Here is a 24,868-nt window from a genome sequence, read left to right on the forward strand (position 1 = left end):
CGCCACCGGCGTCAACGATCAGGACCTGCAGGCCCCACCGGCCGGCGACGGCCACCATCTGGCGCGGCGCGTTCGGCGGCAGCTGGGCTTCGTACGGCGTGGCGCAGTGGGAGTCGATGATGCCCCGCTGGGTGTCGACTGCTCGTAGGAGGCGTGGTCGAGGTGGTCCACCGGCCCCACCGTGGTGACCAGGTCATGCGCGTAGTCCACATTGCCGAAGGCCCGCCAGGCCACCTCGTGGTAGTCGTGCACGTCACAGTCGGCGTCGACGACGACGATCAGCTTCGACAGCGACAGCAGGCCGGCCCCCCAGACCGCGTTCATGACCTTCTGCGCGTGCTTGGGGAAGCGCTTCTCGATCGACACGATCGCGCAGTTGTGGAAGACCCCGGCCTCGGGCAGGTCGTAGTCGACGATCTCAGGGATCATCATCCGGATCAGTGGCAGGAAGATCCGCTCGGTGGCCTTGCCCATCGGCCCGTCCTCCTGGGGGGGACGCCCGACCACGATGCTCTGGAAGACGGGGTCGCGCTGCATCGTCATCACGTCGATGTGCAGGGCGGGGAACGGCTCGATCGGGGTGTAGAAGCCGGTGTGGTCGCCGAAGGGGCCCTCGGGGATCCGCTCCCCCGGCTCCAGCCAGCCTTCCAGCACGACCTGGGCGTTCGCCGGGACCTGGAGCGGAACGGTCAGGCAGTCGACCATCTCGACCCGCTCCCGGCGCAGGAACCCGGCGAAAAGGTACTCGTCGATGTCGGCCGGCAGCGGCGCCGAGGAGGCGTAGGTCACGGCCGGATCACAGCCGAACGCGATGGCGACCGGCAGCCGCTCACCGCGCCGCTCGGCGACCGCGTGGTGCGCGTTGGAGTCCTTGTGGATCTGCCAGTGCATCCCCACCGTGCGGGAGTCGTGCTGCTGCAACCGGTACATCCCGAGGTTGCGCGCGCCGGTCTCCGGATGCTTCGTGTGGGTCAGCCCCAGGTTCAGGAACGGCCCGCCGTCACGGGGCCAGGCGTGCACGCCCGGCAGCAGGTCCAGATCGACGTCCGACCCCTTGAGGACGACCTCCTGGCAGGGAGCCGTCCGGACCTTGCGGGGCGGCAGCGAGGTGAGCTGGGCCGCCTTGCCCAGAGCCGAGCGCAGGCCACCGAGCCCCACCGGCAGCTCGGGCCGCAGCAGCTCGCCGATGCGGGTGCCGATGTCGTCCAGGCGCTCGACGCCGAGCGCCGCCGCCATCCGTGCCTCGGTGCCGAAGAGGTTGATGGCCAGCGGCATGTCGGCGCCCTTGGGCTTCTCGAACAGCAGCGCGGGCCCGCCGGCACGGACGACCCTGGTGACGATCTCCGTCACCTCCAGGCGGGGGTCGACGGGAACCCGCACTCGGCGCAGATCGCCGCCGCGGTCGAGATGCGTCAGAAACGCGCGGAGATCCGCCCAGGCCATGACGTCCATCTTTGCAGCGTCGACCGGGAGCCGCCGGACGTACCCTGTCTGGAGACGCTTCAAGCGCCTGACGCGCCCCCCTTCGCGGCGAGTGAACATCGCCTTCGCCGACCGCTGGGACACGACATCCGGCCGGGAGGCACACTAGGGGCACACCAGGCGTCCATCTCAGGCCGCATGGATCCGGGACAGAACCGGCCGAACCTCGATGCGCGGTTGGGGGGCCACGGTCAGTGACCGGGGCTCGGAGCCGTCACCGAGCCGGGGCCACGCGCTGCCTGCGGCGGCCGGGTGAAACCGGCAGATCTTCGACCATGGGCACGCCGCGCGGCGATGCCACGGGGAGCCGAGCCGCGTACGCGGTCACGGCGTGAGGGAGAGGAGCGGTCGACCTGTGCTTGGTCTCGCGCTGACATTCCTGGTCATCGGTGTCTGGGCGTTCTCGGTCATCGACGTGATCGGCACACCCGCCCAGGCCGTGCGGGTCGTGCCCAAGCCGATCTGGTTGATCGCGCTGATCGTCTTCTTCTTCTTCGGCTCGGTCTGCTGGTTTCTGTTCGGTCGGCCGAGGGCCGCCTATGGCGTTCCCGGCTACGAACGCCACCGCGCGTCGGACCACCCGGCGTTCGGGGGCCGCGGGCCGTGGGGAACCGAGCGGCGAACCGCCGGCTACAGCCGCTCCGGGCTCTCCCGGGCCGAGATGCGTCGCCAGTCGATCCGCCCCGTCGGGCCTGACGACGACCCCGAGTTCCTGCGCGAGCTCTCCGACCGCATTCGTGGCGGGGACACCGAGCCCCCCAACGCACGGGGCTGAAACCCGGCAGGTGGGCGGCGCCCCCTCGGCGCCTCTCGGCCACCGCCCTGCTGCCCTTGCTGCCGGGCAGGAGTTGAGGATCGCGGTCGTTCTGGAGCCCGTCACAGCCTGGCATCGATCAAGATCGCTGGTCGGTGGACGGGGAGATTCACACTCCATGAACCTGACCGGGCCTTCGGTAGCCCGGCAGCCCCGCTTGGCGAGTCGCAAGTGCGAAGGATTTTGGTTGTTCCGACGACCGAAATCCTTTACTCTTGCGGGTCATCGGGCGAATCTCTGCCCCTTTTGCCGCTCTTGATGTGAATTGCCGGCGCTGCGCGATGGTGCGGGATCCCCCGGTGGGTGGCCGTGGAGCCCGAAGATCTGGGGTCAGACGCCCGCGTAGGAGTGCAGGCCGTTGATGACCAGGTTGACCAGGTAGTAGTCGACGAACAGGGCGCTGAACGCCAGCAGCGAGACCGCCGCGGCCCGCCGCCCACGCCACCCGGCCGTCGCCCGCGCATGCAGGTAGGCCGCGTAGATGACCCAGGTGATGAAGGACCAGGTCTCCTTCGGGTCCCAGCCCCAGTAACGCCCCCACGCCGCCTCCGCCCAGATGGCTCCGGCGATGATGGCGAACGTCCAGATCGGGAACGCGAAGGCGATGACCCGGTAGGTGATCGTGTCGAGCGTCGCCGAGGAGGGCAGCCGCATCACGATGCCACCACGGCTGCGCATCGCGCGCGACGTGTCGGCCCGGCCGGAAGCGACCTCGGCCAGGCGAGTCTCCCAGCGATCCTTGAGCAGGAACAGCACCGTCGTCACAGCGGACAACAGAAAGACACCGCTGGCGACGATAGCCCCGGCCACGTGGATCTTGAGCCAGTACGAGTTCAGCGCCGGGACGAGCGGGCCCGCGGCCACGTAGAGAACCGTCCCGGCGAAGCCCATCGAGAGCACGACCGGGACCATTACGAAGACCCCGAGCCACCGGACCGACTGGCGGGCCATCAGGACGAGGAACCCGGTCACCGTGATGAGGCAGATCATGGACGAGAACTCGTACATGTTGCCCCAGGGGACCCGGCTGGCCGCGATCCCCCGCGTGACCACCGAGCCGAGGTGCGCCGCCCAGCCGACGATCGTCAGGACGACCGCGATCCGGCCGATCCACGTCGACAGCCCGGAGGCGGCGGGGTCCTCGTCGACCGCCCCGCGACGCCGGGACAGGGAGCCCCCGTCGGCCCCGTCGAGCGCACCACCCGCCTTCAGGCCGGGCCTGCCGTCGCCGGACGAACCGGGGGTCAGGACGTCGCTCCCACCGCCGGTGGAGGCCGCGCCGACCAGGACCGCCTGCTTCGTCACAGCGGACGTCGGGCCGGCGACCTCCACCGATCCGGCGCCGTCGTCCTTCGCGGCCGCCTCCTCGGCGGTGGCGGGCCCGGCGGCCCGGCCCAGCCGGCTGAACGCGAACTCGGCGGCATAGCCGAGCATTCCGACTGCGTAGACGGCCATCGAGGTCCCGAACAGCACATCGGAAAGATTCGCCATGCCTTCATTGACCGGCATCAAGGCTCCCGTTCGCTGGTGGTGCTGGTTGCCGCGTCCGTCCCGGCCGCGTCGGTTCCGGCCGTACCGGTTCCAGCCGTGCCGGTCTCGCCCGGCACGGCATCGGCCCCGGCGGCGTCATCCCGCGCGGTGCGGTCTTTCGCGGTGTGATCCTTCGCGGTCTCGTCCCGCACGTTCTCGTCCGGCGCTGTCTCGTCCGGCGAGTCCGGCGCGGACTCACCCTGCGCCGTCTCGTCCTGCGCCGTCTCGTCCTGCGCCGTGTCGTCACGGATCGCCTGGGCGACGGTGGCCAGCTCGGTGGCGAAGCCCTGGGCGTCCGAGCGGGACAGCCCGCCGATCTCCACGGTGCAGCCGCCGCCGGCCAGCGGCGTCGCCCGCACCCACACCCGCCGCCGCCGCACCCGCAGGCTCGCGATCAGGCCGGCGATGATCGCTATGGCTGCTCCCAGCACCAGCCCCTTGTAGGGGTCGGACTTGGTCTGGAAGGTGGCGAACTCCCGCACGCCGTCCACCTCGAGAGACAGCCCGCCCGGCAGGCCGGTCAGCGTCCGCTGCTTCGGGTTGTTGGGCGCGACGACCTGGGCGATCAGGTTCTCGCCGGCCGGCCCGGTCATCGTGAACTGGGTCATGTCCCGGGTGTCGACGGTGTAGACGTTCTGCGGGATGCCCTCGTTGAGGTGCAGGTTGCCGACGAATCCGGTGATGGTGAGCCCCGGGGCGCGGGCGGCCGGGTAGGTCGAGACGTAGCCGTGGCCCGGGTCGAGCACCGTCGTCGGGGTGAACACGCCGCTGAACGCGAGCTGCTGCGGCTCCTTGAGCGCGCCGGTCGCGGGCAGCCCCGTGTCGGGAATCTTCACCGTGCAGGTCGAGGTGAACATGCCGTCGCGGGGGGTGCACGGCACGTACGACTCCCAGACGACCTCGCCGGACTTGTCACGCAGGACGAAGTGCGGCGCGTACCCGTGGCCGACCAGATAGATCTTCGCGTTGCCGATCTTCAGCGGATGGTTGACCCGCACCGTCGCGGTCTTCTTCGGAGAGTCGAGGTCCGCCGCATACGTGACGTCGGCTCTGAAGTCCGCCGGCTGGCCGTTGTCCTGGTACGTCGCCTCGAAGGTGTCGAGAGTCATCGAGAACGGCGGCAGATCCACCGGATCGACCAGCGCGCCGCCGCTGTAGGTGTCGTAGGCGATCAGCGTGTTGGCGAACCCGTTGCCGGTGATGACCAGGACGGAGCCCTGGTAGCCGAACCAGGAGCCGAGTCCCACACCGGCCAGCATCGCGACCAGCGCGAGGTGGAACACCAGGTTGCCGGTCTCGCGCAGAAAGCCCTTCTCCGCGGCCGCGGAGTGGTCGGGGCTTCCGTCGGGACGTCGGGCGTCAGCACCGGCGACCGCGACCCGGAAGCGGCGTTTACCCAGCACAACGCGGGCACGCGCCACCGCCTCGGCGGCGTCGAGCGAACTCGTCCAGGAGCTGCCGCCGGGCAGCCGACCCGGGCGGGCCGGCGCCTTCGGTGGTGCGGTGAACAGCGCCCGGGCATGCCAGATCACCCGTGACCACAGGCAGCCGATCAGCGAGATGAACAGCAGCAGATAGATGGCGGAGAACCAGGGCGAGCCGAAGACCCCGAACGCGGAGACCCGCTCCAGCCACGGAGCGATGGTGGGATGGTCGGCGATGTACTGCTCGACCCTCATCGGGTTGATGTTGCGCTGCGGGAAGAGCGACCCCCACACTGCGGCGAACGCCAGCAGGAACAGCAGCACCAGCGCCGTGCGCATGCTGGTGAGCTGGCGCCAGGAGCGCACGAGCAGCGCCACCGCGCCGGACCGGGTCCGCAGTCCCGCGGCGGCACCGGCGCCCGCCGCACCCGCACCCGCACCCGCACCCGCCGTGTCCACAGCCCAGGGGTTCCCAGCCGCCACGCCGCCGGCCGCCGGAGCGCCCGCGGCCGAAGCGCCTGGCGGGGCCGTGCCGGGCGGCGCCCACGGACTGCCCGCCGTGTCGGATGCGTCCGGTGTTCCGGTGGACGCGTCCGACACGGCGGGCGGACTGTCCACACCGGGCGACGGCGTGCTTCGCGGGTCCCTCGGGGCCGGCGGGTCGAACGCCTCCGGTGCTTCCAGCACCGTCGGGTCGTCTGGCATCAGCCCGTCGACGTGTCCGGACGGGGCGGTGGGGCGTGCGGTCACAGCGGGGTCTCCGAGAATCCGGGCGCGTACGGACGCAGCTGGTCGACGAGGTCGGTCCAGGCTCCGGTGAGCTGAAGCGCTCCGACCGCGATCAGCAGGGCGCCGCCGGCCAGCGCGAGAAGCCGGGCATGGCGGCGAACCACCAGCAGTGCTCCTGCGGCGCGGCGGAAGGCGAGTCCGACGACGAGAAACGGCACGCCGAGGCCCAGGCAGTACATGGCGGAGAGGAAGGCCCCGCGCTCGGCGGTGGCACTCGTCGCGGCCAGGCCGAGCACGGCGGTTAGGGTCGGGCCGATACAGGGCGCCCAGCCGAGGCCGAACATCACCCCGAGAGCGGGGGCGCCGAGAAGCCCGGGCGAGGGCAGACGGTGGAACCGCCATTCGCGGTTGGCCCACGACATCCGCGAGAACACGCCGGCGAACCCGAGCCCCATCACGATCGTCACCGCGCCGAGCACCTGGCTCAGGCCCACCTGATGGACCTTCAGCCACTGGCCGAGGCCGCCGAACGCGACCCCGTAGGTCACGAACACGATGCTGAAACCGAGGACGAACAATCCGGTGCCCGCCGTCACCCGGCCGGCTCGGCGGATGTCACCGACCCATCGCGGCCACCGGGACGGGTCGGCGCGGCCCGCACCGGCCACCGCCGACGTGCCTGCCGGCACCGATGTCTGGCTGCCGGCCCCGTCGACCGCCGCTACCGTGGCGGCCGCCGAGCCCTCCGCGGCCGCAGAGACCCCCGCGGCCACCGGAACCGGCACCGTGCTCGCCGGCACCGTGCTCGCCGGCACCGTGCTCGCCGGCACCGTGCTCGCCGGCGCGGCTCGATCATCCGGCGCGGCTCGCCGCTGGAGGTCCTCACCCGACAGGCCGGTGATGAAGGACAGGTAGCCGGGCACCAGGGGCAGGACGCAGGGCGACAGGAAGGACAACAGCCCGGCCGCGACGGCGACGGGTGCCGCGATCAGCAGCGGTCCGTCCGAGACGACGTCCACGACACCCATCGGGAGGTCAGGCCTCCGTCCGGAGCTGCGCGAGGATCTTGGTGAGGTCCTCGGGCACGACACCGCCGGTGAAACGCGCGGCGATGCGGCCCTCGGCGTCGAGTACGAGGGTCGACGGCAGCCCGATGGAGATCGGCCACCCCGCGGCGAGCGTGCCCAGCCGGTCGATGACGCTGTGGTAGGTGACCTTGAAGTCGCGGACGAACGCCCTGGCGCTGGCAGGCTCCTCCTTCTCGTCCACCCCCACGAAGGCGACATCGGGATTGTCGGCTGCCAGGGTCACCAGGTGCGGGGTCTCGGCCCGGCACGGCGCGCACCAGGAGGCCCAGAAGTTCAGCACGACGGGTTTGCCGCGCAGGGAAGCGAGGTCGAGCTGGTCGCCGTCGAGGGTCTCACCGGCGAGCTTCGGCGCGGCCCGGCGCTGAGCCGGGGCCACGAAGTCCTGCCCGGGGGCCTGTTGGACGAATCCGTAGCCCCCACCGCCGGTGGCGTCCACCTTGTTCGCGTCGGTGGAGCAGGCCGCCAGCCCGCCACCGGCGAGCAGCACGGCGGCGACGGCACCAGCCACCGTGGCGCGTGCCCGTCTTGTGTCCCGCACCCAGCCGAGGATGAGCCCGCTCCCTTCAACCCGCCGGAGTTCTACGACCAACTGTAGAACTACGTCTCCCAGAGTAGGTGCCCCGGAGGCCGCATGGGCCGGGGCTTCGCCGTCCGACCCGGGGCCGTCCGTCCCGGGACCTTCGTCGCTCCCCGCCGCCGGACCGGCACCGAGGCCGCCGCGACGCCACTGTGCGTGGGACTTCGCCCACTGGGGCGTGGGGCTTTGCCCGCCGGGCCGGCGCGATCCTGGTCAGCCTGAGGTCAGGCTGAGGCCACCGGCGCGTGGTCGATGACGAACGAGGCTGTGACATCCATCCCGGTACGTCCGGGTGACAGTGCGGTGGCGAGCCGGCGCCGGAGCTCGGCCGCGTCGGTGTGATGGCCGCTGGGGCCCATGCGAGCCAGCTCGACCAGTTCGTCCGCGGCCAGGTGGAGGGTGAAGGTCAGCGTCTCGGACGTCGGCTGGGCGAAGTGGCCGGCCAGCTCCGCCGCCAGGCGGTCCCGCTTGCCCGGGTGGATGCCGACCAGCCCGAGTGCGTCACGCAGCTCCACCAGATGATCGTCGCCAGGGGTCACCAGGAGCAGCGCGCCGCCGGGCCGCAGCAGCCGGCGCATCTCCGGCAGATTGCGCGGCGCGAACACGTCGAGCAGGACGTCGACGGAGGCGTCGGGCAGCGGCCAGCGGTCCGCGACGTCGAACGCGACCGCGCCGATGCGCGGGTGGGCCCGGGCCGCCCGGCGCAGCGCGAACTTCGAGACGTCCGCGGCGAGCCCGAGCCGGTCAGGACAGTCGTCCACGATCGCCGCGAGGTGGTGCGCCGTTCCCGCGCCGATCTCGAGTGCCAGCTCGGGGCCAGCCGCTGCCCCCGCCGCAGGCCCGGTGGGGCGGGCGGGGCTCGTGCCGTGGGTCAGCCGGGCGAGCTGGGTGAGCCGGGCGGTGAGGGGCGCGAAGTGGCCACGGCCCAGGAAGTCCGCCCGGGCACGGACCATCTCCGCGGTGTCCCCGATGACCCGCCTGGCCCGGCCGGTCCGCAGGTTCAGGTAGCCGGACCGCTCGACGTCAAAGGAGTGGCCTTCGGCGCAACGGAGCGCTCCAGGCGCCCCGGACCCGCCGGATGAGGGCAGGCCCGGTACGCCAGCCCGGCCCAGTGCTCCCGCCGGACCCGGGGCTCCCGCCGGACCGTCGGCGCCCGCCGGGCTGGGAGCGCCGGCGAACGGGCTCGCGCAGACCGGGCACCGCAGGCACCACAACGCTGAGTGGATCACCGCCGAGGCGAACCGGCCGTCAGGCGCCGACGGAGCCGGCCGCGTTACCCGTGGGCCCGTTGGGCTCGGCGTAGTCCACCCGGACGAGCTGATCGCCCCGGTAGACCGCGGAGGTGACGCTCGCCAGGGCGCACTGCCGCCGGTCCGGGCGATGCCACAGGTGCTGGCCCTCCAGCGCGCGCCGGGCGGTCCACACCGGCAGCTGATGGCTGACCAGGACCACGTGCCGCCCTGGGAAGGCGTCCCGCCACTCGGCGACGCTGGCCAGCATCCGCTGCGCGATCTCCGTGTACGGCTCACCCCAGGACGGCTTCAGCGGGTTGCGCAGCAGCTTCCACATCCGGGGGTGGCGCAGGACGGCGGGCCCGGCCTCGAACGACCGGCCCTCGAAAGCGTTGCGGCTCTCGATCAGCCGCGGGTCGATCTGGAGCTCCACCCCGTGGGCTTCCGCGATCGGCGTGGCGGTCTGCCGGGCCCGTTCGAGCGGACTCGCGACGACCACCGCGACGTCCAGCGCGGCGAGGTGCTCCGCGGTGACCTTGGCCTGCCGCTCACCGGTCTCGGAGAGCCGGTAGCCGGGCAGCCGGCCGTAGAGCACCTTCTCGGGGTTGAAGACCTCCCCGTGCCGGACGAGATGGACCGTGGTGAGCTCCGGCCCGCTCACGCGGCACCGCCACCGGCCGGCTCCGAGCCGACGGCGACCGCCGCGGCGGCCCGGGCGGCCGCCGGGGCCGCGGCGGCTATCCGTTCGACCGCCTCGTCGTCGTGGGCCGCCGAGAGGAACCACGCCTCGAACGCCGACGGCGGAAGGTAGATGCCCTCGTCGAGCATCGTGTGGAAGAAGGCCGCGTAGCGCTCGCTCGCCTGCTCCTTCGCCCCCGCGTAGTCCACGACCGCTGCCGCCTCGGTGAAGAACACGCTGAACAGGGATCCGGCGCTGTTGACCAGGTGCGGGACGCCCTGCTCGGTGAGGGCGGTGGAGACGATGCCGGCCACATCGGCCGCCCGCGCGTCGACGGTCGCGTAGACCTCGTCGGTGCAGGCGCGCAGCGTGGCGAGCCCGGCGGCCACCGCCAGCGGGTTTCCGGAAAGAGTGCCCGCCTGGTAGACGGGCCCGGCGGGGGCGAGCCGCGCCATCACGTCGGCCCGGCCGCCGAACGCCGCGGCGGGCAGGCCGCCGCCCATCACCTTGCCGAAGGTGAACAGGTCCGGCTCCCAGCCCTGCTGGGCGCCCTCCAGCCCCCACCAGCCGTCCCGGGAGAGCCGGAATCCCGTCATGACCTCGTCGAACACCAGCAGGGCGCCGTATTCGTCGCACAGGCGCCGCAGACCGGCGTTGAAACCGGGCAGCGGCGGGACGACGCCCATGTTCGCGGCGACGGCCTCGGTGATCACTGCCGCGATGGTGTCGCCGCGCTCGGCGAACGTCGCCTTGACCAGTTCGAGATCGTTGTACGGCAGGACGATGGTGTCGGCGGTGGAGGCCCCGGTGACGCCCGGGGTGTCAGGCAGGCCGAGGGTCGCCACGCCGGATCCCGCGGCGGCGAGCAGCGCGTCGACGTGGCCGTGATAGCAGCCCGCGAACTTGACGACCGTGGACCGGCCGGTGAATCCCCTGGCCAGCCGGATCGCACTCATCGTCGCCTCGGTGCCCGAGTTGACCAGGCGCACCTGCTCGACGGGCCGGATCCGCTCGACGATGAGTTCGGCGAGCTCCACCTCGCCCGGGGTCGGGGTGCCGAAGCTGGTCCCCCGGGCCGCGGCCGTGGTGATCGCCGCGACGACATCCGGATGGGCGTGGCCGAGGATCATCGGCCCCCAGGAGCAGACCAGGTCGATGTAGGACCGGCCGTCGGCGTCGACGAGCCGCGCCCCCTGGCCGCCGACCATGAATCGGGGAGTGCCACCGACAGCGCGGAACGCGCGTACCGGAGAGTTCACTCCACCGGGAACAACCCGCTGGGCGCGCTCGAACAGATCCTCGGACGCCGGTGCGGCAGATGGAACCACCATGCTCCGATCCTCGCAGGTCTCGCCGGCCGGCACGCGTCCGGCGCGGCAACCGAATCCGGTACGACCCGGCCGCGCCCGCCCAGCGGCCGGCCTGCCTCCGAAAGCAGCGGGTGCGTGCACGCCGGCCCGATCCGCCGGTGAGGGCAGCGAGACCTGTGACGGGGCTGGCTTACCCGAAGGCCGCCGGCGGACGGGGGTCTGCCCCGGCCGCCCACCGGCGGCGGCTCATGACGGCCAGGGCGCACCCGCGCTCCACGCGCCGAGGGAGCCGCGCGGATGACGCCGCGTGGGTTCCGCGACAGGCAGCCCTGGTCCGGTAACGGCCAGGAGCCTTGCCCGGCCGCTGGGTCGATGATATTCCGCCGCGCCGAACCCGGCTGAACGACGATGCCGCGCCCCGCCAGGCGAATGCGCTGGCAGAGCCGACCGCGGACGACGATACGGCCCGCCGGACAGTGATCGACAGGCATGGCTGTCCTAAGCGGCCTTCCTCACAGGAGCCACCCTGTAGGAGCTGGCTGCTTTCACCGGCGGCGGTTCCGTGGGCCGCCCCGGTTCACGGAACCGCCGCCGGAGCCTCCGCCTCCGCCCGCGCCCGCGCCCGCACCGGAGTCTCCGCCCGCGGCGGTCAGACGCGCCCGGCGAGGGTGTACCCGGCCTCCGCGACGGCGGCGCCGACCGCTGCGTCGTCGATCTCGCCAGTGCTGGTCACGATCACCCGGCCGCTGGCGACCTCGATGTCGACCGAGCTCACCGCCGGCAGCTGGGAGATCTCCTCGCTGACGGCCGCGGCGCAGTGGCCGCAGGTCATCCCGGTGACGTTGTAGGTGGTCACGATGCTGGTGACGGACATGGCGACGCCTCCCGTGATGTGCTCGCGTGCCCCGGACGATTCCGCACGGGACCGCGGGTTGCCGACGGGGAAAACCCTACGCCCATACCCTCCCCCCGTAGGGTATCGACCGGGGGTTGGCCCGGACACACGGCGCGTCGGCACCCGCTGGCGGTGCGCCTCAGCCCTCTTCCGCTGCCGCCGCCGCTTCCAAGCAAGGAGTGAGGATTCTGGCTGCTGCAGCAACCGAAATCCTCACTCCTTGCGGATTGCCAAGCGACTCCGCGTCCCGTTTGCACCTGTTGATGCCCTGGTGGACGCCGGAGCTCGGACGGACCTCAGCCCCGGCTCGCGAGCAGGCCCGCGACCTCCGTCGCCCAGTAGGTGAGGATGACGTCCGCGCCGGCCCGGTGGATCGAGGTCAGCGTCTCCAGGATGGTCCGTTCACGGTCGAGCCACCCGTTGGCCGCCGCCGCCTCGACCATCGCGTACTCCCCGGAGACCTGGTAGGCGGCGACGGGGACATCCACGGTGTCGGCGACAGCCCGAAGGATGTCCAGGTACGCCAGCGCCGGCTTCACCATCACGGCGTCCGCGCCCTCGGCCAGGTCCAGCGCCACCTCGCGCAGCGCCTCGCCGACCGACCGTGCGGGATCCTGCTGGTAGCCGGCGCGGTCACCGAACTGGGGGGCGCACAGGGCCGCCTCCCGGAAGGGGCCGTAGAAGCCGGAGGCGTACTTCGCCGAGTAGGCCATGATCGGGATGTCGGTGTGCCCACCACCGTCGAGCGCGGCCCGGATCGCCGCGACCTGGCCGTCCATCATGCCGCTGGGGGCGACCATCTCGACGCCGGCCGCGGCCTGGGCGAGCGCGATCTGGCCGTAGCGCTCGAGCGTCGCGTCGTTGTCGACGTCGCCCGCAGCGGTGAGCAGGCCGCAGTGCCCGTGGTCGGTGTACTCGTCCAGACAGAGATCGGCCATGATCACAATGTCGCCGCCGACCTCGGACACCAGATCGGCGAGGGCGAGCTGGACGATGCCGGCCGGGTCGTCGGCGGCGGAGCCGCGGGCGTCCTTGTGCTCGGGCACGCCGAACAGGATGATCCCGCCGACGCCAGCCGAGACCGCCTCCGCGGCGGCCTTGCGCAGCGTCGAGCGGGTGTGCTGGACGACCCCGGGCATCGACGAGATCGGAACCGGCTCGGTCACACCCTCCCGGACGAACATCGGCAGGATCAGGTCGGCCGGGTGCAGGCGCACATCGGCCACCATCCGGCGCAGGGCCGCTCCGCGGCGCAGCCGCCGCGGGCGTGCCGCCGGGAAGCCGGCGGGAAGACCCGCGGGCGGGCGCCCGGGTGTGCTGCCGGTGCTGCCGGTGCTGCCGAAGCCGCCGGTGCCGCTCACCGCCGGGAGCCTCGCCTCGGCTTGGGCAGCCGCGCGGCCAACGGGCCGACCTTCCCGAGCTCCTCCCGGTGCTCGGCGGCGAAGTCCGCCAGCGCGGTCACCAGCGCCGGCACGGACGCCTCAGCGGCCTGGACGTCCACCCGCAGCCCGAGCTCCTGCGCGGTGGCGGCGGTCGCCGGGCCGATGACCGCGATGACCGTCGTCTCGTGCGGCTTGCCGGCGATGCCGACCAGGTTGCGCACCGTGGAGGACGACGTGAACACGACCGCGTCGACCCTGCCCCCCTTGAGGGCCTCCCGGATCGGCGCCGGCGGCGGGGCCGCCCGCACGGTGCGGTAGGCGGTCACCTCGTCGACCTGCCAGCCGCGGTCCTTCACCCCGGCGACCAGGGTGTCGGTGGCGATGTCGGCACGCGGCAGCAGCACCCGGTCGAGCAGGTCCAGCGACTCGTCGAACTCGGGCCAGTCCTCGAGCAGGCCCTCGCTGGACTGCTGGCCGGAGGGGATGAGGTCGGGCCGGATACCGAAGGCACGCAGCGCGTCCGCGGTCGCCTCACCGATCGCGGCCACCTTGACGCCGGCGAACGCCCGCGCGTCGAGGCTGCGCTCCTCGACCTTCTCCTGCACGGCCTTCACCGCGTTGACCGAGGTGAAGGCAACCCACTGGTAGCGGCCGGAGACCAGGCCGGTGATCGCCCGTTCCATGGGGGCGGCGGTACGCGGCGGTTCCACGGCGATCGTGGGCACCTCCAGCGGGCTCGCGCCGTGGGCACGCAGCGAGTCGGAGAGGATCGCCGCCTGTTCCTTCGTACGGGGCACCAGCACCGTCCAGCCGAACAGCGCGCGGGTCTCCCACCAGGACAGCTTCGGGCGGGACCCGACCACCTGGCCGATCGAGATGACGACCTCGCTCGGCGGGGTCGCGGTAGCGTTCAGCATCGGGGCGGCGTCCGCCTCGATGCGGTCCAGCGTCGAGGCGACGGTGCGCTGGTCGGTGGTCGTTCCGTCCACGGTGACCGCGACCGGGGTGTCACCTGGGCGCCCGTGCTCGACCAGCGCGGTGGCCACCTTGCCGATCTCGGCGGGTGAGGCGGTGACGATCAGCGTGCCGGGTGCCCCGGCCAGTGCGCCCCAGTCGACGTCTCCCGGCGTGCTGGGCACACCGAGGCCGCCGAAACCGGTCGGGGCACCGAGCCCGAGCGGTGCGCCGAAGCCGCCACCGACTCCCAGCGGGCCGCCTCCGAGGCCCGACATCGGCCGCGCGCCGACGCCGAGGCGGGAGGTGCCGAACGGGGGCGGCGTGAGCGGCCCGACCGGCTCGCTGCCCCCGAACGGGGAGCCGCTGTTCACCGAACCCGAGGACGAGAAGACACCCGACGTGCTCGCGAAGGTCACCGGCGAGCCCGGCGCCACACCGGCGTAGGTCGCCACCGCGGCCGACGTGGAGACACCCGGGACGACCCGGTAGGGAATCTTGGCCTTGGCCAGCGACTGCGCGTCCGCGGCGCCGATCCGCGTCAGCCACGGGTCGGACGCGTACAGCCGGACGACCTTCTCCCCGGCCCGCGCCCGGCTCACGACCGCGGCGGTCGCGGCCTCGGCGTCCCGGACCGGCTTGGGAGCGTCGAGGTCGCCGATCTTCAGGACCTCCGCCGACAACGACTCGATCACGGCCGACGGTACGTCCGGGTCCGCGACCACCACGTCGGCGGCGGCGAGAGTCTCCACGGCAAGGACCGTGAGCAGCCCCGGATCATGGGGTCCGGCGCCCACCAGGGCGACCGGGGACACGGGCTTCTTGGTACGTCGGGTGGCCATGCTCAGCTTGTTCCCATCAGCGTCTGTGCTCCGGCGGACAACATCTCGTCCGCGAGGCGCTGCCCGAGCGCCTCCGGGTCGACGGCAGAACCGGTGAGTTCGCACCGCAGGACCCTGCTGCCATCCGGCGCCGCGACCACCGCCCGCAGGCGGAGGTCACCCACGGCGGGCGCACCATCGCCGCCTGTGGTCGGGCTCGAGCCGGTACTCGGGAGGACCCGGCCCAGGGCACCCACCGGAGCGGTACAACCGGCTTCGATGCCCGCCAGGAAAGCACGCTCGGCTCTGACCGCGACAGAGGACGGTGCGTCGTCGAGCACAAACCGTAGCAGCTCCGCGAGCCCCCCATCGATCGCCTGGCTCAGATCTGGTCCGCTCCGGACGTAGGATTGTCCGCTTTCCGCCAGCCCGCCACCAGCCGACCCACCACCAGCCGACCCACCGCCCGCCGGCCGACCACCAGCCGACCCACCACCCGTCAAAGCACTACCCGCCAACGGAGCCACGGCGGTGCCCGCCGTCCGGACGCACTCGATCGCCAGCGCACCCTGGCCGGGGGCGGGCAGGATCACCTCGGAGGGGATGATCTCGGTCACGGCGTCGAGGCGGTCGAGCCGGGCGAGGCCCGCGTGCGCGAGGATGACGGCGTCCACCTCCCCGTCGATGGCCTTCTTGATCCGGGTGTCGACGTTCCCCCGGATAGGGACGACGTCGAAACCGAGCCCCATGGCGCGCAGCTGCGCCGCCCGGCGCGGCGCCCCGGTGCCGATACGCGCGTTCGGGCCCAGCTTGACCAGCCCGCGGCCGCTGGGCGAGACGAGGACGTCCCGGGTGTCGACCCGGGGTGGGACGGCGGCGAGCACGAGCCCGTCCGGGGTGGCGGTCGGGAGATCCTTGAGCGAGTGGACGGCGAGATCGATCTCGCCGGACAACAGCGCCTCACGAAGCGCGCTCACAAAGACGCCCGTGCCACCGATCTGGCTGATCGCCCCCTGCGACCTGTCACCGTCAGTCACGATCGGGACCAGTTCCACCTGGCAGCCGAGCCGGGCCCGCAGTGCCTCGGCCACGTGCCCCGACTGGGCGAGGGCCAGCGCGGAGCGCCTGGTGCCCAGGCGCAGCGGGCGACGTGTGAGCCAGGCGAACGACCGGGCGTGCGATCGGGCGTCGGGCTCTCGGGTGTCTGTCACGTTCTCTCCACCAGATCCAGGTCAGGTGCGGAGACAATGGCCGGCACGTCCCGTGGAAGGTCGAACAGCTCGCGCAGCGCCTCGGCGTAGCTGTCACCGCCCGGCGCCTCCGCGAGCTGCTGCACCCGCACAGTGGGCGCGTGCAGCAGCTTGTCGACGACTCTGCGCACCGTGCCGGAGACCATGTCCCACTCACGGTTGTCAAGATCGGGCAGGCGGGTGCGCAGCCGGTCGAGCTCGTCGCGCACCACAGCCGCCGCGTGTGCCCGAAGCGCCACCACGGTCGGGGCGACCCGCTCCGCGCGCCGCCGGTCGAGGAACCCGCCCACCTCGGCGGCGACCAGGGCTCGGACGGCCTCCACGTCATGGGAGACCTGCGCCCCGTCCAGGGCGACCCTCAGTGCCTCGATGTCGATCAGGGTGACCCCGGGAAGTTCCCGAACCGCGGGGTCGATGTCCCGGGGAAGCGCGAGGTCGAGGAAGACCAGCGGGCGGCCGCCGCGGTCCTCGACGGCCGCGCGGACCTGGTCGTGGCTCACCACGTGCCCGGACGCCCCGGTCGACGAGATGACCAGGTCCGCCCGACCGATCTCGTGGGCGATGTCGCTCAGCCCGACCGCGCGGGCGTCATGGGTCTGGGCCACCCGCGCCGCGTGGGCGGCCGTCCGGTTCGCGACGACGACCTCGCCGGCGCCGGCACGGCGCACGGTCTGCGTCGCCAGCGAGCCGACCGCGCCCGCGCCGATGATCAGAACCCGGGCTCCGGCGAGCGGTTCCGCGTCGGCGAGCTCGACCGGTGCGGTGAGCTCGGGTCGCAGCAGGTCCGCGACGGCGTCGGCGGGATCGGTGCCGATGCCCGAGACGGGCACGGCGAGCACGTCGGGCCGACGGGCCTGCAGGTCGAAGGCCGCCATCCGGACACCCACCGAGACGATCGAGGCTCCCGCCGCGTCGATGGATGTCTCGCTGTGGGCCCGCTTACCCACCCGCAGCGCGTTCTGGAACAGCGCGCCGAGCGCCCCGCTCGTCACCTCGGCCGCCTGGGCCGCCCGGAAGGCCACCCGGACCTGGCCGAGGATCTGGGCCTCGCCGACGAGCATCGAGTCCAGGCCGCACACCACCGAGAAAAGGTGGCTGACCGCACGTGCCTCGTGATGGACGTACAGATGCGCCGCGAGATCGTTCATGGGCACGCCGCACACCCGGCTGAGCTGGTCCGAGATGTCGGCCAGCCCACCGTGGAAGGTCTCCACCTCCGCGTAGATCTCGGTGCGGTTGCAGGTGGAGAGGATGACCGCCTCGCTCACGTGATCAGCGGCCACCAGGTCGTGGAGCACCTTCGGCGTCTCGTCGGCGGAGACGGCGGCCAGCTCCAGCAGCGACGTCGGCGCGGTCCGGTGGTTGAGGCCCACCGCGAGCAGACTCATTCGGCCTCACTCCCGCCGGCGACCACGGGCAGGGACACCCGCGACGGCCGCGCAGCCGGCGTCGCCTGCGCAGCCTGGGTCGGCTGCGTAACCTGCGACGACTGCGTAACCGGCGACGGCTGCGTAACCTGCGACGGCTGCGCAGCCTGCTCCGGCGCCACCCGTGACGGCGGTGACAGCACCCGACGAGTCATCCCCACGACCTCACCAGCCTCGTCATCCACGATTCCGCCCGGCCCCGGCTCACCACCGACGGCCCGCACCCCCGGCCGGGGGGGCAGGCCTGGTGACGGACGTTTACGTGCTTCGTGAAAGGAGAGAATCTGCAGCTCCAGGGCAAGGTCGACCTTACGCACATCCACTCCCTCGGGCACCGAAAGCACCGTAGGGGCGAAATTCAGGATGCTGGTCACGCCCGCTGCGACGAGTCGATCGCAGACACCCTGGGCCGCCGCCACCGGCGTACAGATCACGCCGATGGTCACCTGGCAGTCCTCGATGACCGCTTCCAGCTCGTCGGCCGGACGGACGACGACCGCACCGACCCGCTCGCCCACCCGGGACGGATCGGCATCCACCAGGGCCGCGATCCGGAACCCGCGGGCGTGGAAGCCGCCGTACCCGGCCAGTGCATGCCCGAGGTTACCCACGCCCACGAGCACCACCGAGCGGTCTTCGGTCAGGCCGAGCTCGGCCGAAATGCACTCCAGCAGGATGCCGACCTCGTACCCGACCCCGCGGGTGCCGAAGGATCCGAGCTGGGAGAGGTCCTTGCGGACCTTGGCCGAGGTGACCCCGGCAGCGGCGGCCAACGTGTCCGACGACACCGTCTCCACGCCACGCTCGCCGAGCCCGGTCAGCACACGCAGGTAGAGCGGCAGCCGGGCCACCGTCGCCTCGGGCATCGGCGATCTGCCCGCCAGCCGCCCGGTACCCCGCCGTGGTGAACCCATCCGCGGCTCCCGACATCCCTCGACAGTGCGGACGGATCGCCGTGCCGCTGGGCACCGACCAGATCCGCGTGCCGACGCATTCCGCCTGCCGACACCCGAGCCTGCCGACACCCGACCGGGCGTGCACGCCCGGCCGGACGTCCACGCTCGACCCGGCGGCTACCACGGCCGACGACCGCGTCTGCGGACGCATCGATTCTACGACTTCGTGAAGTGATTCACGATGTTCTCGGAGCCTTCGGTCCACCATCGCGATCGGACCCGCCCCGCTGCCGGGAGCCATCGGCCCGCCCGGCCCGCCCGGCCCGCCACGACCAGCGGTCACCCGCCAGGGCGCGACGCAACCGCTCCTCCTCGACCCGCCAGTACCCGTGTTCCCGGCCGTCGACGAGGATCACCGGTAGCCGGTCGCCATAGGCGTCGGCGGTCTCGGGGTCGGCATCGGCGTCCATCTCCCGCCAGCCGACACCGAGCTCGGCGCTCACTTTCGCAATCACCACTCGCGCGTCATCACACAGATGACAGCCCGCCCGGGTCACCAGGACGATCCGAATGCCGGACTCCCCCGCTCCGCCTCCCTCACCGGGAGCGGAGCCGACCGCGGAGCCGTCCTGGGGAGTCTGTGGGCTTCGACTGTGGTTCCGTTCGGACATCTGTGCACGGACGTCGATCACCTCAGCGACGATAGTGCTTCGACGCCGTCCGGTTACCTACCATCGGGTGACGATCCACTGCCCGGCGGCAATCAGGCGCGCCGACGGTGCCAGGTCTGGCGCGGATGGAGACCCGGCTACACTCAGCTACCCGGCGGCTATGGTGGTGACGGTGACCAGGCCGTTTCCGGCATCAGCTCGGCCCGCGAAACCGTCTCCGCCCGCGAACCGTCTCCGCCCGCGACGTCCACGCTCGGGAGCCCGCATGTGCGCCACGACGTGCCTCACTCCCAGCGGGCTACTCGCCGGCAGCCCACTGGCCGGTGGGCCACGCGCCGGCAACCCATCGGCCCGTCGTCTGCTCGGCCTGCTGCCACTGCTCGGCGCGGCCGTGGCCATGGCCCGGGCGACCGCCGGGAACACCACCAGCGTCGAGCCATCCGACCTGCTCGCCCAGGCTTCCGACGCCCGCGGTGAGGAACTGGCCGGCCCGCGGGGGGAGGACGACCTCGTCCGGCGGGCCCGCCGCGGGGAGCGGGAGGCGTTCGGGCTCATCTACGACCAGCACGCCGACCTCGTCTTCCGCTATGCCTACTACCGCGTCGGCGGCAACCGCGCGGTCGCCGAGGACGTGGTGTCCGAGACGTTTCTCCGGGCCCTGACCCGGATCTCGAGCTTCGAGTGGCAGGGGCGCGAGATCGGCGCCTGGCTGATCACCATCGCCCGCAACCACATCGTCGACCTGGCCCGCTCAGGCCGCGCCCGGTTGGAGTTCCCGACCTCCGACCTGCTGGCGACCGCCGACGAGCGGGTGGGCTCGGGCACGGTGGTCCCCGGGCCGGAGGACACCGTGCTGTCCGCCATCGAGCTGCGGGAGCTGCTCCAGGCGCTGAGCTCGCTGGGCACCGAGCAGCGGGAGTGCGTCACGCTCCGGTTCCTCGAGGGGCTCTCCGTGCGCGAGACCGCGCTGGCGATGAACAAGAAGGAGGGCGCGGTGCGAGCGCTGCAGCTGCGGGCCGTACGTACCCTCGCCCGACAGCTGCCCGCGCCCCGCGGGGACTGACCCGCACGGTCAGCCGTTCCGTCCGTGGGCCGTCGCACGTCGTAGGCTGACTGCGCCGCTCGACGAGCCCGGACGGCCGGAGGCACTGCCAGCCGGAGGCCCGGAGGCAATGCCAGCCGGAGGCACTGCCAGGGGCAGCCGCGGGCGAGGCGCGGCGGGCCGGGCCGGAGGCCACTGGCGACGGTGATCGGACGGGGGCGGAGATGACATGAGGGTGCGACGACGCAAGGACCACCTGGATGGCCGGGAGGCGGCCGAGGTCGCGGCCACCGCCGCGTTGAAGGTCGCCGCCGAGGAAGTGGCGAAGGCTCCGCCGGACGAGTCCGCGGCGGCGTTCTTCGACGTCGACAACACCATGATGGCCGGCGCCTCGATCTTCTACTTCGCGCGCGGGCTTGCGGCCCGCGACTTCTTCGACTCGCGGGACCTGCTGAAGTTCGGGTGGCAGCACATCAGTTACCGGCTGCGCGGGCTGGAGGACCCGAACGGGATGCGGGACGCCCGCGAGGCCGCCCTTGCCTTCGTCGCCGGGCGCAACGTCACCGACATCGTCCGCTATGGCGAGGAGATCTACGACGAGCGGATGGCGCAGCAGATCTACTCGGGAACGCACGCGCTCGCCCAGCAGCACCTCGACGCCGGGCAGCGGGTCTGGCTCGTGACCGCGACGCCGGTCGAACTGGCCTCGATCATCGCCCGGCGCCTCAGCCTGACCGGCGCACTCGGCACCGTCAGCGAGGTGGCGGACGGCTGCTACACCGGGCACCTGGTCGGCGAGCCGCTGCACGGGCCGGCCAAGGGGGCGGCGGTGCGGGCACTGGCCGAACGCGAGGGCCTGGACCTGTCGCGGTGCTGGGCCTACTCGGACTCGATCAACGATCTTCCGATGCTCTCCCTGGTCGGCCATCCGGTGGCGATCAACCCGGACCCGGACCTGCGCGCCGTCGCCAAGGAACGGGACTGGCTGATCAAGGATTTCCGCACCGCGCGCAAGGCCGCCCGGATCGGCATCCCGACCGCGGCCGGGCTGGGTGCTCTCGGTGGCGGTGTCGCGGCCGGAATGGCTCTGCGCCGCCGCTACGGCGGAACCTGAACGGGACTCGCGGACCTCGGCTGACCCGAATTCCGGGATTCGGGTCAGAAGAACACTGACCGACGCTGCATCAGCAGGCCGTACAACGTGTGCTGAATCGTCTCGCGAATGCGGTCGTTGAGCTCGAAGACGAGCATCGGGTCCTCGGCCGCCGCGGCGGTGTACTGGCTCGTGTCCACCGGCTCACCGAACTCGATGATCCATTTACTCGGCAGCGGGAGCAGGCCGAGCAGACCCAGCCACGGAAACGTCGGCGTGATCGGCACGTAGGGCAGCCCCAGCACCCTCGCGAGGGTCCGGGCGTTACCGACCATCGGATAGATCTCCTCCGCGCCGACCACGGTGCAGGGAATGATCGGCGCACCGGAACGCAGCGCCGCCGAGACGAAACCACCGCGGCCGAAGCGCTGGAGCTTGTAACGCTCGCTGAACGGCTTGCCGATGCCTTTGAAGCCCTCCGGCCACACCCCGACGAGATGACCCGCGCCCAGCAGGCGTTCGGCGTCCGCGTGGCAGGCCAGCGTGTTGCCGGTCTTTCGGGCCAGCGGAGCCAGGAACGGAACGGCGAAGACCAGGTCGGCGGCCAGCATCCGCAGGTGGCGGTGGGCCGGGTGATGGTCGAGGACCGCCAAGGCGGTCATCAGCGCGTCCAGCGGAAGCGTCCCGGAGTGGTTCGACACGACGAGCGCCCCGCCCCGGTCCGGAATGTTCTCCAGGCCGCGGGTCTCGACCCGGAAATAGCTGCGGTAGATCGGGCGCAGCAGCGGCGCCACGACATGCTCGGTGAGATCGACGTCGAATCCGTGCTCGTCGACCGTGTAGTCCCCGGTGATCCGGCGGCGGAGGAAGGCCAGCAGTTCGGCCAGGACCCGCTCCAGCTCACCGGCATCGGCCGGCGGATCGCCGGAACCCGCCCCGGCGCCGGCGCCGGTCTCGGTGCCGCTCTCCGCCTCGGCCTCGGCGCCGGCCTCCGCACCGGCCTCAGCCTCGGTCTCGGCCGAGCTCGTCCCGGCGTTGCCCTCGTCGGGCTCCTCGCCGGTACCGACCACGCTTAGGCCGACCGCGCCGCCCCTGCCGTTCGAGTCGGACCGCCCGTTCGAGTCGGTCCGTCCGTGCGGTGTCAACGGCATCTCCGCCCCTCTCACCGGTCGCGGGCGTGCGGTCATCGAGACGTTCCCGCGGGCCGGTGGCCGGCCAGCAGGCCGCGAAGGCCGTGTTCGACCCGCTCGACGAGTTCGTGGTCGATGGTGAACCGCAGCTCCCGGTCATGCACGAAGCTGTCGAACGTCGCGACGGTCGAGTACCGCGGAACGTACCCGAACACTTCCTTGAGCTTCGTGGTGTCCACCGCGCGCCCGTGCGCGAGAAAGCCGAGCTGCTCGGACGAGAAGTCGACGAGCCGCAGGCGGCGCGCGATGTTGCCCAGTGACCCGATCGCCGGAAAGGGAATCGGCAGCGGCGGACGCCCGGCCCGCCTGATCGCCTGCGACAGCAGGAGCACGCCGTCACCGGCGACGTTGAAAGTTCCCGCGTGGTCCTCCCGGGTGGCCTTCATCAGGACGGCCATCGCGTCCTCGGCGTGCAGCAGCTGGATGCGGGGATCGAAGCCGAGAACGGTCGGAACCACCGGCAGGTCGAGATAACGGGCGAGCGGGGAGTCGACTCCCGGGCCGAGCACGTTCGCCAGCCGAAGCACCGTCACGGCGATATCGGGCCGCCGGCGACCGAAGCCGCGAACATAGCCCTCGACCTCGACCGCGTCCTTGGCGTACCCGCCACCGGGAAAGCCGCGCGGCTCCATCTCCTCGGTGAACAGCGCCGGATCCCGCGGGGACGAGCCGTAGATCGACGTCGTGGACTTGACCACCAGCTTCCGCACCCCGGGCGCCTTCTGGCAGGCCGCGAGAAGCTGCATCGTCCCGATGACGTTGATCTCCTTCATCGCCGCGCGCCCGCCGGCGCCCAGCGGCGTGGCGAGCACGCTCAGATGCAGGACGGTGTCGATCGCCGCAGTGGAGATCACCTTCGCGATCAGGGGATTGCGGATGTCCACCCGGACGAACTGGGTCCGCCCCAGATCCTCCGCCGGCGCGATCGTGTCGACACCGACCACGTCGACGATTTCGGGATCAGCGGCCAGCGCCAGTGCCATCTCGGCGCCCAGCGGGCGTGACACCCCCGTCACAAGCACGCGACGTGGCCTCATGGACGCCTCCCGCGCAAAGCTCCCCAAGTCGACCGGCGGACGGACTTGCGGGGCCATCGTACGCCGGATGCGACCCCGCCAGCTGCACAGCGTCACAAAAAACTTCCAGATCAATACCTAGAGTAGCCAGATGTCGATCCCGTCCCCGCGGCGCCCTCGTCCGACCACTGACGTCAGAGCTTGGGACGGCGTCGAGATGAGGCGCCGCTGATGCCGCTGACGCCGCTGGGGTCGGCGGGGTCGGCGGATCACCGCCGGCCGCGGGCCGCGACCGCGGCGGGACGCGGACCGTTGCGGGGCACCTGGGCGACCACGACCGCGTCACCGCGCCGCAGCCGCAGCACCTCCGCCGCCCGACCGCAGTTCACCGCGATCATGACCTGGCGCAGCGCGTCCTCACAGAGCGCCGGCTCGCCGGGCGCGACCTCGCCGTAGGTGTGGGTGAACGGCATGGTGAGCTTCCGGGCGTCCGCCCGGACCTCCACCGGATCGCCGAGCAGCACCCCGGCGGCCTCGAGCTCGGACCGGGTCATGTTGAGCGAGAGGTTCCCGAAGTGGTCCACCGAGACCACCTCGCCGTGGACGTGGTCGTCGTCGACATGGCATCCGCGCGGCTCCACGACCACCAGTTCGTCGGGGTCGAGCCGGGGGCCGACATCGGCAGGGGACAGCCCGACCGCCAGTCGGGCCGCGACCGGCGCATACACGTCCCGACCACGGAACACCGCCGTCGGCAGGGGCAGCCACAGGTCCGGGTTGGAGATCTCGTAGGCCTCCTCGACCCCGCCGAGCAGCTCCCAGCCCAGCGAGGCGACCCCGTTGTCGGGCACGACGAACAGCGAGCCCTCAGCGGTGCGCACGACGATGCCACGCGTGTATCCGCTGGCATCGAGCTGCTCGACGACGACGAGATGGATTCCGGACGGGAGGTAGCCGACCGCACCCACCAAAGTCACCGCCGCCTGGCCGACGTCCTGCGGCTCGATGGAGTGGCACAGGTCCAGCACCCGCGCCTCGGGCGCGTGCCTGGCGATGATCCCATGGCAGACACCGACGCAGGCGCCGTCCACTCCGTAGTCCGACATGAACGTGATCCACCCGCTGGCCATAGGACCCCCTGCGCCCGGCCGGCGCCGTTGCCGGCCACGCGACCAGGGTGCCATACGGTCACCACATCGGCACGAACGAGCACACGGAGTGAAACAGCCTCGTTACACGGCTGCCGGCCGCCCGCGAGTCGCTCCGCGACACCAGGCGGAGGGCGACGACCAGAGGGCGACGGCAGGGGGGCGACAGCAGCCCCGCCCGGGGGCGCGCCAAGCGACCGCCGGGACCACCGAGACCG

The 24,868-nt window shown here is 72.1% G+C and carries 21 protein-coding genes; 3 read left to right on the forward strand and 18 right to left on the reverse strand.

The annotated features are described in order from the left end of the window. Nucleotides 1-18 precede the first annotated feature (18 nt). On the reverse strand, nucleotides 19-1,443 hold the full coding sequence (locus FREUN1FDRAFT_RS20245; protein ID WP_006542024.1) for a menaquinone biosynthesis decarboxylase: 1,425 nt from the start codon (nucleotides 1,441-1,443) through the stop codon (nucleotides 19-21). 394 nt (nucleotides 1,444-1,837) lie between these two features. Between FREUN1FDRAFT_RS20245 and FREUN1FDRAFT_RS20250 the strand changes: the two genes are divergently transcribed. Next, a complete protein-coding gene (locus FREUN1FDRAFT_RS20250) occupies nucleotides 1,838-2,257 on the forward strand; it encodes a PLD nuclease N-terminal domain-containing protein (protein ID WP_006542025.1) in 420 nt (139 codons plus the stop codon). 369 nt (nucleotides 2,258-2,626) lie between these two features. Here FREUN1FDRAFT_RS20250 and ccsB read toward each other — a convergent pair whose 3' ends face one another. From ccsB to FREUN1FDRAFT_RS46550, 14 genes are all read right to left on the reverse strand, one after another. Beyond that, nucleotides 2,627-3,805, reverse strand: a complete 1,179-nt coding sequence (gene ccsB, locus FREUN1FDRAFT_RS20255) for a c-type cytochrome biogenesis protein CcsB (RefSeq protein WP_006542026.1) — start codon at nucleotides 3,803-3,805, stop codon at nucleotides 2,627-2,629. After that, on the reverse strand, nucleotides 3,805-6,000 hold the full coding sequence (locus tag FREUN1FDRAFT_RS20260; protein WP_006542027.1) for a cytochrome c biogenesis protein ResB: 2,196 nt from the start codon (nucleotides 5,998-6,000) through the stop codon (nucleotides 3,805-3,807). Before FREUN1FDRAFT_RS20260 ends, ccsB begins: the two co-directional genes overlap by 1 nt. Next, nucleotides 5,997-7,007: a cytochrome c biogenesis CcdA family protein gene (locus FREUN1FDRAFT_RS20265; protein ID WP_006542028.1), complete on the reverse strand. Its 1,011-nt coding sequence runs from the start codon at nucleotides 7,005-7,007 to the stop codon at nucleotides 5,997-5,999. The genes FREUN1FDRAFT_RS20260 and FREUN1FDRAFT_RS20265 overlap by 4 nt, the downstream gene beginning before the upstream one ends. A 7-nt stretch (nucleotides 7,008-7,014) precedes the next feature. Next, nucleotides 7,015-7,575: a TlpA disulfide reductase family protein gene (locus FREUN1FDRAFT_RS20270; protein ID WP_006542029.1), complete on the reverse strand. Its 561-nt coding sequence runs from the start codon at nucleotides 7,573-7,575 to the stop codon at nucleotides 7,015-7,017. A gap of 293 nt (nucleotides 7,576-7,868) precedes the next feature. Further along, on the reverse strand, nucleotides 7,869-8,873 hold the full coding sequence (locus FREUN1FDRAFT_RS20275; protein ID WP_006542031.1) for a methyltransferase domain-containing protein: 1,005 nt from the start codon (nucleotides 8,871-8,873) through the stop codon (nucleotides 7,869-7,871). A 19-nt stretch (nucleotides 8,874-8,892) separates the two neighbouring features. Continuing rightward, nucleotides 8,893-9,537: a histidine phosphatase family protein gene (locus tag FREUN1FDRAFT_RS20280; RefSeq protein WP_006542032.1), complete on the reverse strand. Its 645-nt coding sequence runs from the start codon at nucleotides 9,535-9,537 to the stop codon at nucleotides 8,893-8,895. Further along, nucleotides 9,534-10,886 (reverse strand): glutamate-1-semialdehyde 2,1-aminomutase, encoded by a 1,353-nt coding sequence (hemL, locus tag FREUN1FDRAFT_RS20285; RefSeq protein ID WP_006542033.1) that lies wholly within the window; start codon nucleotides 10,884-10,886, stop codon nucleotides 9,534-9,536. Before hemL ends, FREUN1FDRAFT_RS20280 begins: the two co-directional genes overlap by 4 nt. A 628-nt stretch (nucleotides 10,887-11,514) precedes the next feature. Next, nucleotides 11,515-11,739, reverse strand: a complete 225-nt coding sequence (locus FREUN1FDRAFT_RS20290) for a heavy-metal-associated domain-containing protein (RefSeq protein ID WP_006542034.1) — start codon at nucleotides 11,737-11,739, stop codon at nucleotides 11,515-11,517. 317 nt (nucleotides 11,740-12,056) lie between these two features. Then, nucleotides 12,057-13,121: a porphobilinogen synthase gene (hemB, locus tag FREUN1FDRAFT_RS20295; protein WP_006542035.1), complete on the reverse strand. Its 1,065-nt coding sequence runs from the start codon at nucleotides 13,119-13,121 to the stop codon at nucleotides 12,057-12,059. Further along, the gene (locus FREUN1FDRAFT_RS20300; RefSeq protein ID WP_006542036.1) at nucleotides 13,118-14,938 is read right to left on the reverse strand and encodes a uroporphyrinogen-III synthase; all 1,821 of its coding nucleotides are present in this window, start codon (nucleotides 14,936-14,938) and stop codon (nucleotides 13,118-13,120) included. Before FREUN1FDRAFT_RS20300 ends, hemB begins: the two co-directional genes overlap by 4 nt. A 2-nt stretch (nucleotides 14,939-14,940) precedes the next feature. Further along, a complete protein-coding gene (hemC, locus tag FREUN1FDRAFT_RS20305; RefSeq protein WP_006542037.1) occupies nucleotides 14,941-16,128 on the reverse strand; it encodes a hydroxymethylbilane synthase in 1,188 nt (395 codons plus the stop codon). Then, entirely contained in the window at nucleotides 16,125-17,555 is a 1,431-nt protein-coding gene (locus FREUN1FDRAFT_RS20310; RefSeq protein ID WP_006542038.1) for a glutamyl-tRNA reductase, read from the reverse strand. Before FREUN1FDRAFT_RS20310 ends, hemC begins: the two co-directional genes overlap by 4 nt. Beyond that, nucleotides 17,552-18,508 (reverse strand): redox-sensing transcriptional repressor Rex, encoded by a 957-nt coding sequence (locus FREUN1FDRAFT_RS20315; RefSeq protein ID WP_006542039.1) that lies wholly within the window; start codon nucleotides 18,506-18,508, stop codon nucleotides 17,552-17,554. The genes FREUN1FDRAFT_RS20310 and FREUN1FDRAFT_RS20315 overlap by 4 nt, the downstream gene beginning before the upstream one ends. 218 nt (nucleotides 18,509-18,726) lie before the next feature. Then, nucleotides 18,727-19,047 (reverse strand): glutaredoxin family protein, encoded by a 321-nt coding sequence (locus FREUN1FDRAFT_RS46550; RefSeq protein WP_255348221.1) that lies wholly within the window; start codon nucleotides 19,045-19,047, stop codon nucleotides 18,727-18,729. A 379-nt stretch (nucleotides 19,048-19,426) separates the two neighbouring features. Between FREUN1FDRAFT_RS46550 and FREUN1FDRAFT_RS20325 the strand changes: the two genes are divergently transcribed. Both FREUN1FDRAFT_RS20325 and FREUN1FDRAFT_RS20330 read left to right on the forward strand, forming a co-directional pair. Next, nucleotides 19,427-20,224, forward strand: a complete 798-nt coding sequence (locus tag FREUN1FDRAFT_RS20325) for a sigma-70 family RNA polymerase sigma factor (RefSeq protein ID WP_006542041.1) — start codon at nucleotides 19,427-19,429, stop codon at nucleotides 20,222-20,224. 208 nt (nucleotides 20,225-20,432) lie between these two features. Beyond that, nucleotides 20,433-21,317 carry an HAD family phosphatase gene (locus tag FREUN1FDRAFT_RS20330; RefSeq protein WP_006542042.1) on the forward strand — a complete coding sequence of 295 codons (885 nt, stop codon included), beginning with the start codon at nucleotides 20,433-20,435 and terminating at the stop codon, nucleotides 21,315-21,317. 44 nt (nucleotides 21,318-21,361) lie between these two features. On the opposite strand, the gene FREUN1FDRAFT_RS20335 is transcribed toward FREUN1FDRAFT_RS20330, so the two are convergent. The 3 genes from FREUN1FDRAFT_RS20335 to FREUN1FDRAFT_RS20345 form a co-directional block, all read right to left on the reverse strand. Continuing rightward, entirely contained in the window at nucleotides 21,362-22,447 is a 1,086-nt protein-coding gene (locus FREUN1FDRAFT_RS20335) for a lysophospholipid acyltransferase family protein (RefSeq protein ID WP_006542043.1), read from the reverse strand. Between the two features lie 32 nt (nucleotides 22,448-22,479). After that, entirely contained in the window at nucleotides 22,480-23,523 is a 1,044-nt protein-coding gene (locus FREUN1FDRAFT_RS20340) for an NAD-dependent epimerase/dehydratase family protein (RefSeq protein ID WP_006542044.1), read from the reverse strand. Between the two features lie 248 nt (nucleotides 23,524-23,771). Next, entirely contained in the window at nucleotides 23,772-24,608 is an 837-nt protein-coding gene (locus FREUN1FDRAFT_RS20345) for an S-adenosyl-l-methionine hydroxide adenosyltransferase family protein (protein ID WP_157475066.1), read from the reverse strand. Nucleotides 24,609-24,868 lie beyond the last annotated feature (260 nt).

The sequence above is a fragment of the Parafrankia sp. EUN1f genome, from assembly GCF_000177675.1.
Taxonomy (GTDB): Bacteria; Actinomycetota; Actinomycetes; order Frankiales; family Frankiaceae; genus Parafrankia.

What these genes read in the sequence shown, in the direction of transcription:
- FREUN1FDRAFT_RS20315 (WP_006542039.1), bottom strand. Translation starts at nt 18,508, where the DNA reads ATGGGTTCACCACGGCGGGGTACCGGGCGGCTGGCGGGCAGATCGCCG.
- FREUN1FDRAFT_RS20325 (WP_006542041.1), top strand. Translation starts at nt 19,427, where the DNA reads ATGTGCGCCACGACGTGCCTCACTCCCAGCGGGCTACTCGCCGGCAGC.
- FREUN1FDRAFT_RS20310 (WP_006542038.1), bottom strand. Translation starts at nt 17,555, where the DNA reads ATGAGTCTGCTCGCGGTGGGCCTCAACCACCGGACCGCGCCGACGTCG.
- FREUN1FDRAFT_RS20245 (WP_006542024.1), bottom strand. Translation starts at nt 1,443, where the DNA reads ATGGCCTGGGCGGATCTCCGCGCGTTTCTGACGCATCTCGACCGCGGC.
- hemL (WP_006542033.1), bottom strand. Translation starts at nt 10,886, where the DNA reads ATGGTGGTTCCATCTGCCGCACCGGCGTCCGAGGATCTGTTCGAGCGC.
- FREUN1FDRAFT_RS20290 (WP_006542034.1), bottom strand. Translation starts at nt 11,739, where the DNA reads ATGTCCGTCACCAGCATCGTGACCACCTACAACGTCACCGGGATGACC.
- ccsB (WP_006542026.1), bottom strand. Translation starts at nt 3,805, where the DNA reads ATGCCGGTCAATGAAGGCATGGCGAATCTTTCCGATGTGCTGTTCGGG.
- FREUN1FDRAFT_RS20340 (WP_006542044.1), bottom strand. Translation starts at nt 23,523, where the DNA reads ATGAGGCCACGTCGCGTGCTTGTGACGGGGGTGTCACGCCCGCTGGGC.
- FREUN1FDRAFT_RS20300 (WP_006542036.1), bottom strand. Translation starts at nt 14,938, where the DNA reads ATGGCCACCCGACGTACCAAGAAGCCCGTGTCCCCGGTCGCCCTGGTG.
- FREUN1FDRAFT_RS20330 (WP_006542042.1), top strand. Translation starts at nt 20,433, where the DNA reads ATGAGGGTGCGACGACGCAAGGACCACCTGGATGGCCGGGAGGCGGCC.
- FREUN1FDRAFT_RS20345 (WP_157475066.1), bottom strand. Translation starts at nt 24,608, where the DNA reads ATGTCGGACTACGGAGTGGACGGCGCCTGCGTCGGTGTCTGCCATGGG.
- FREUN1FDRAFT_RS20335 (WP_006542043.1), bottom strand. Translation starts at nt 22,447, where the DNA reads ATGCCGTTGACACCGCACGGACGGACCGACTCGAACGGGCGGTCCGAC.
- FREUN1FDRAFT_RS20265 (WP_006542028.1), bottom strand. Translation starts at nt 7,007, where the DNA reads ATGGGTGTCGTGGACGTCGTCTCGGACGGACCGCTGCTGATCGCGGCA.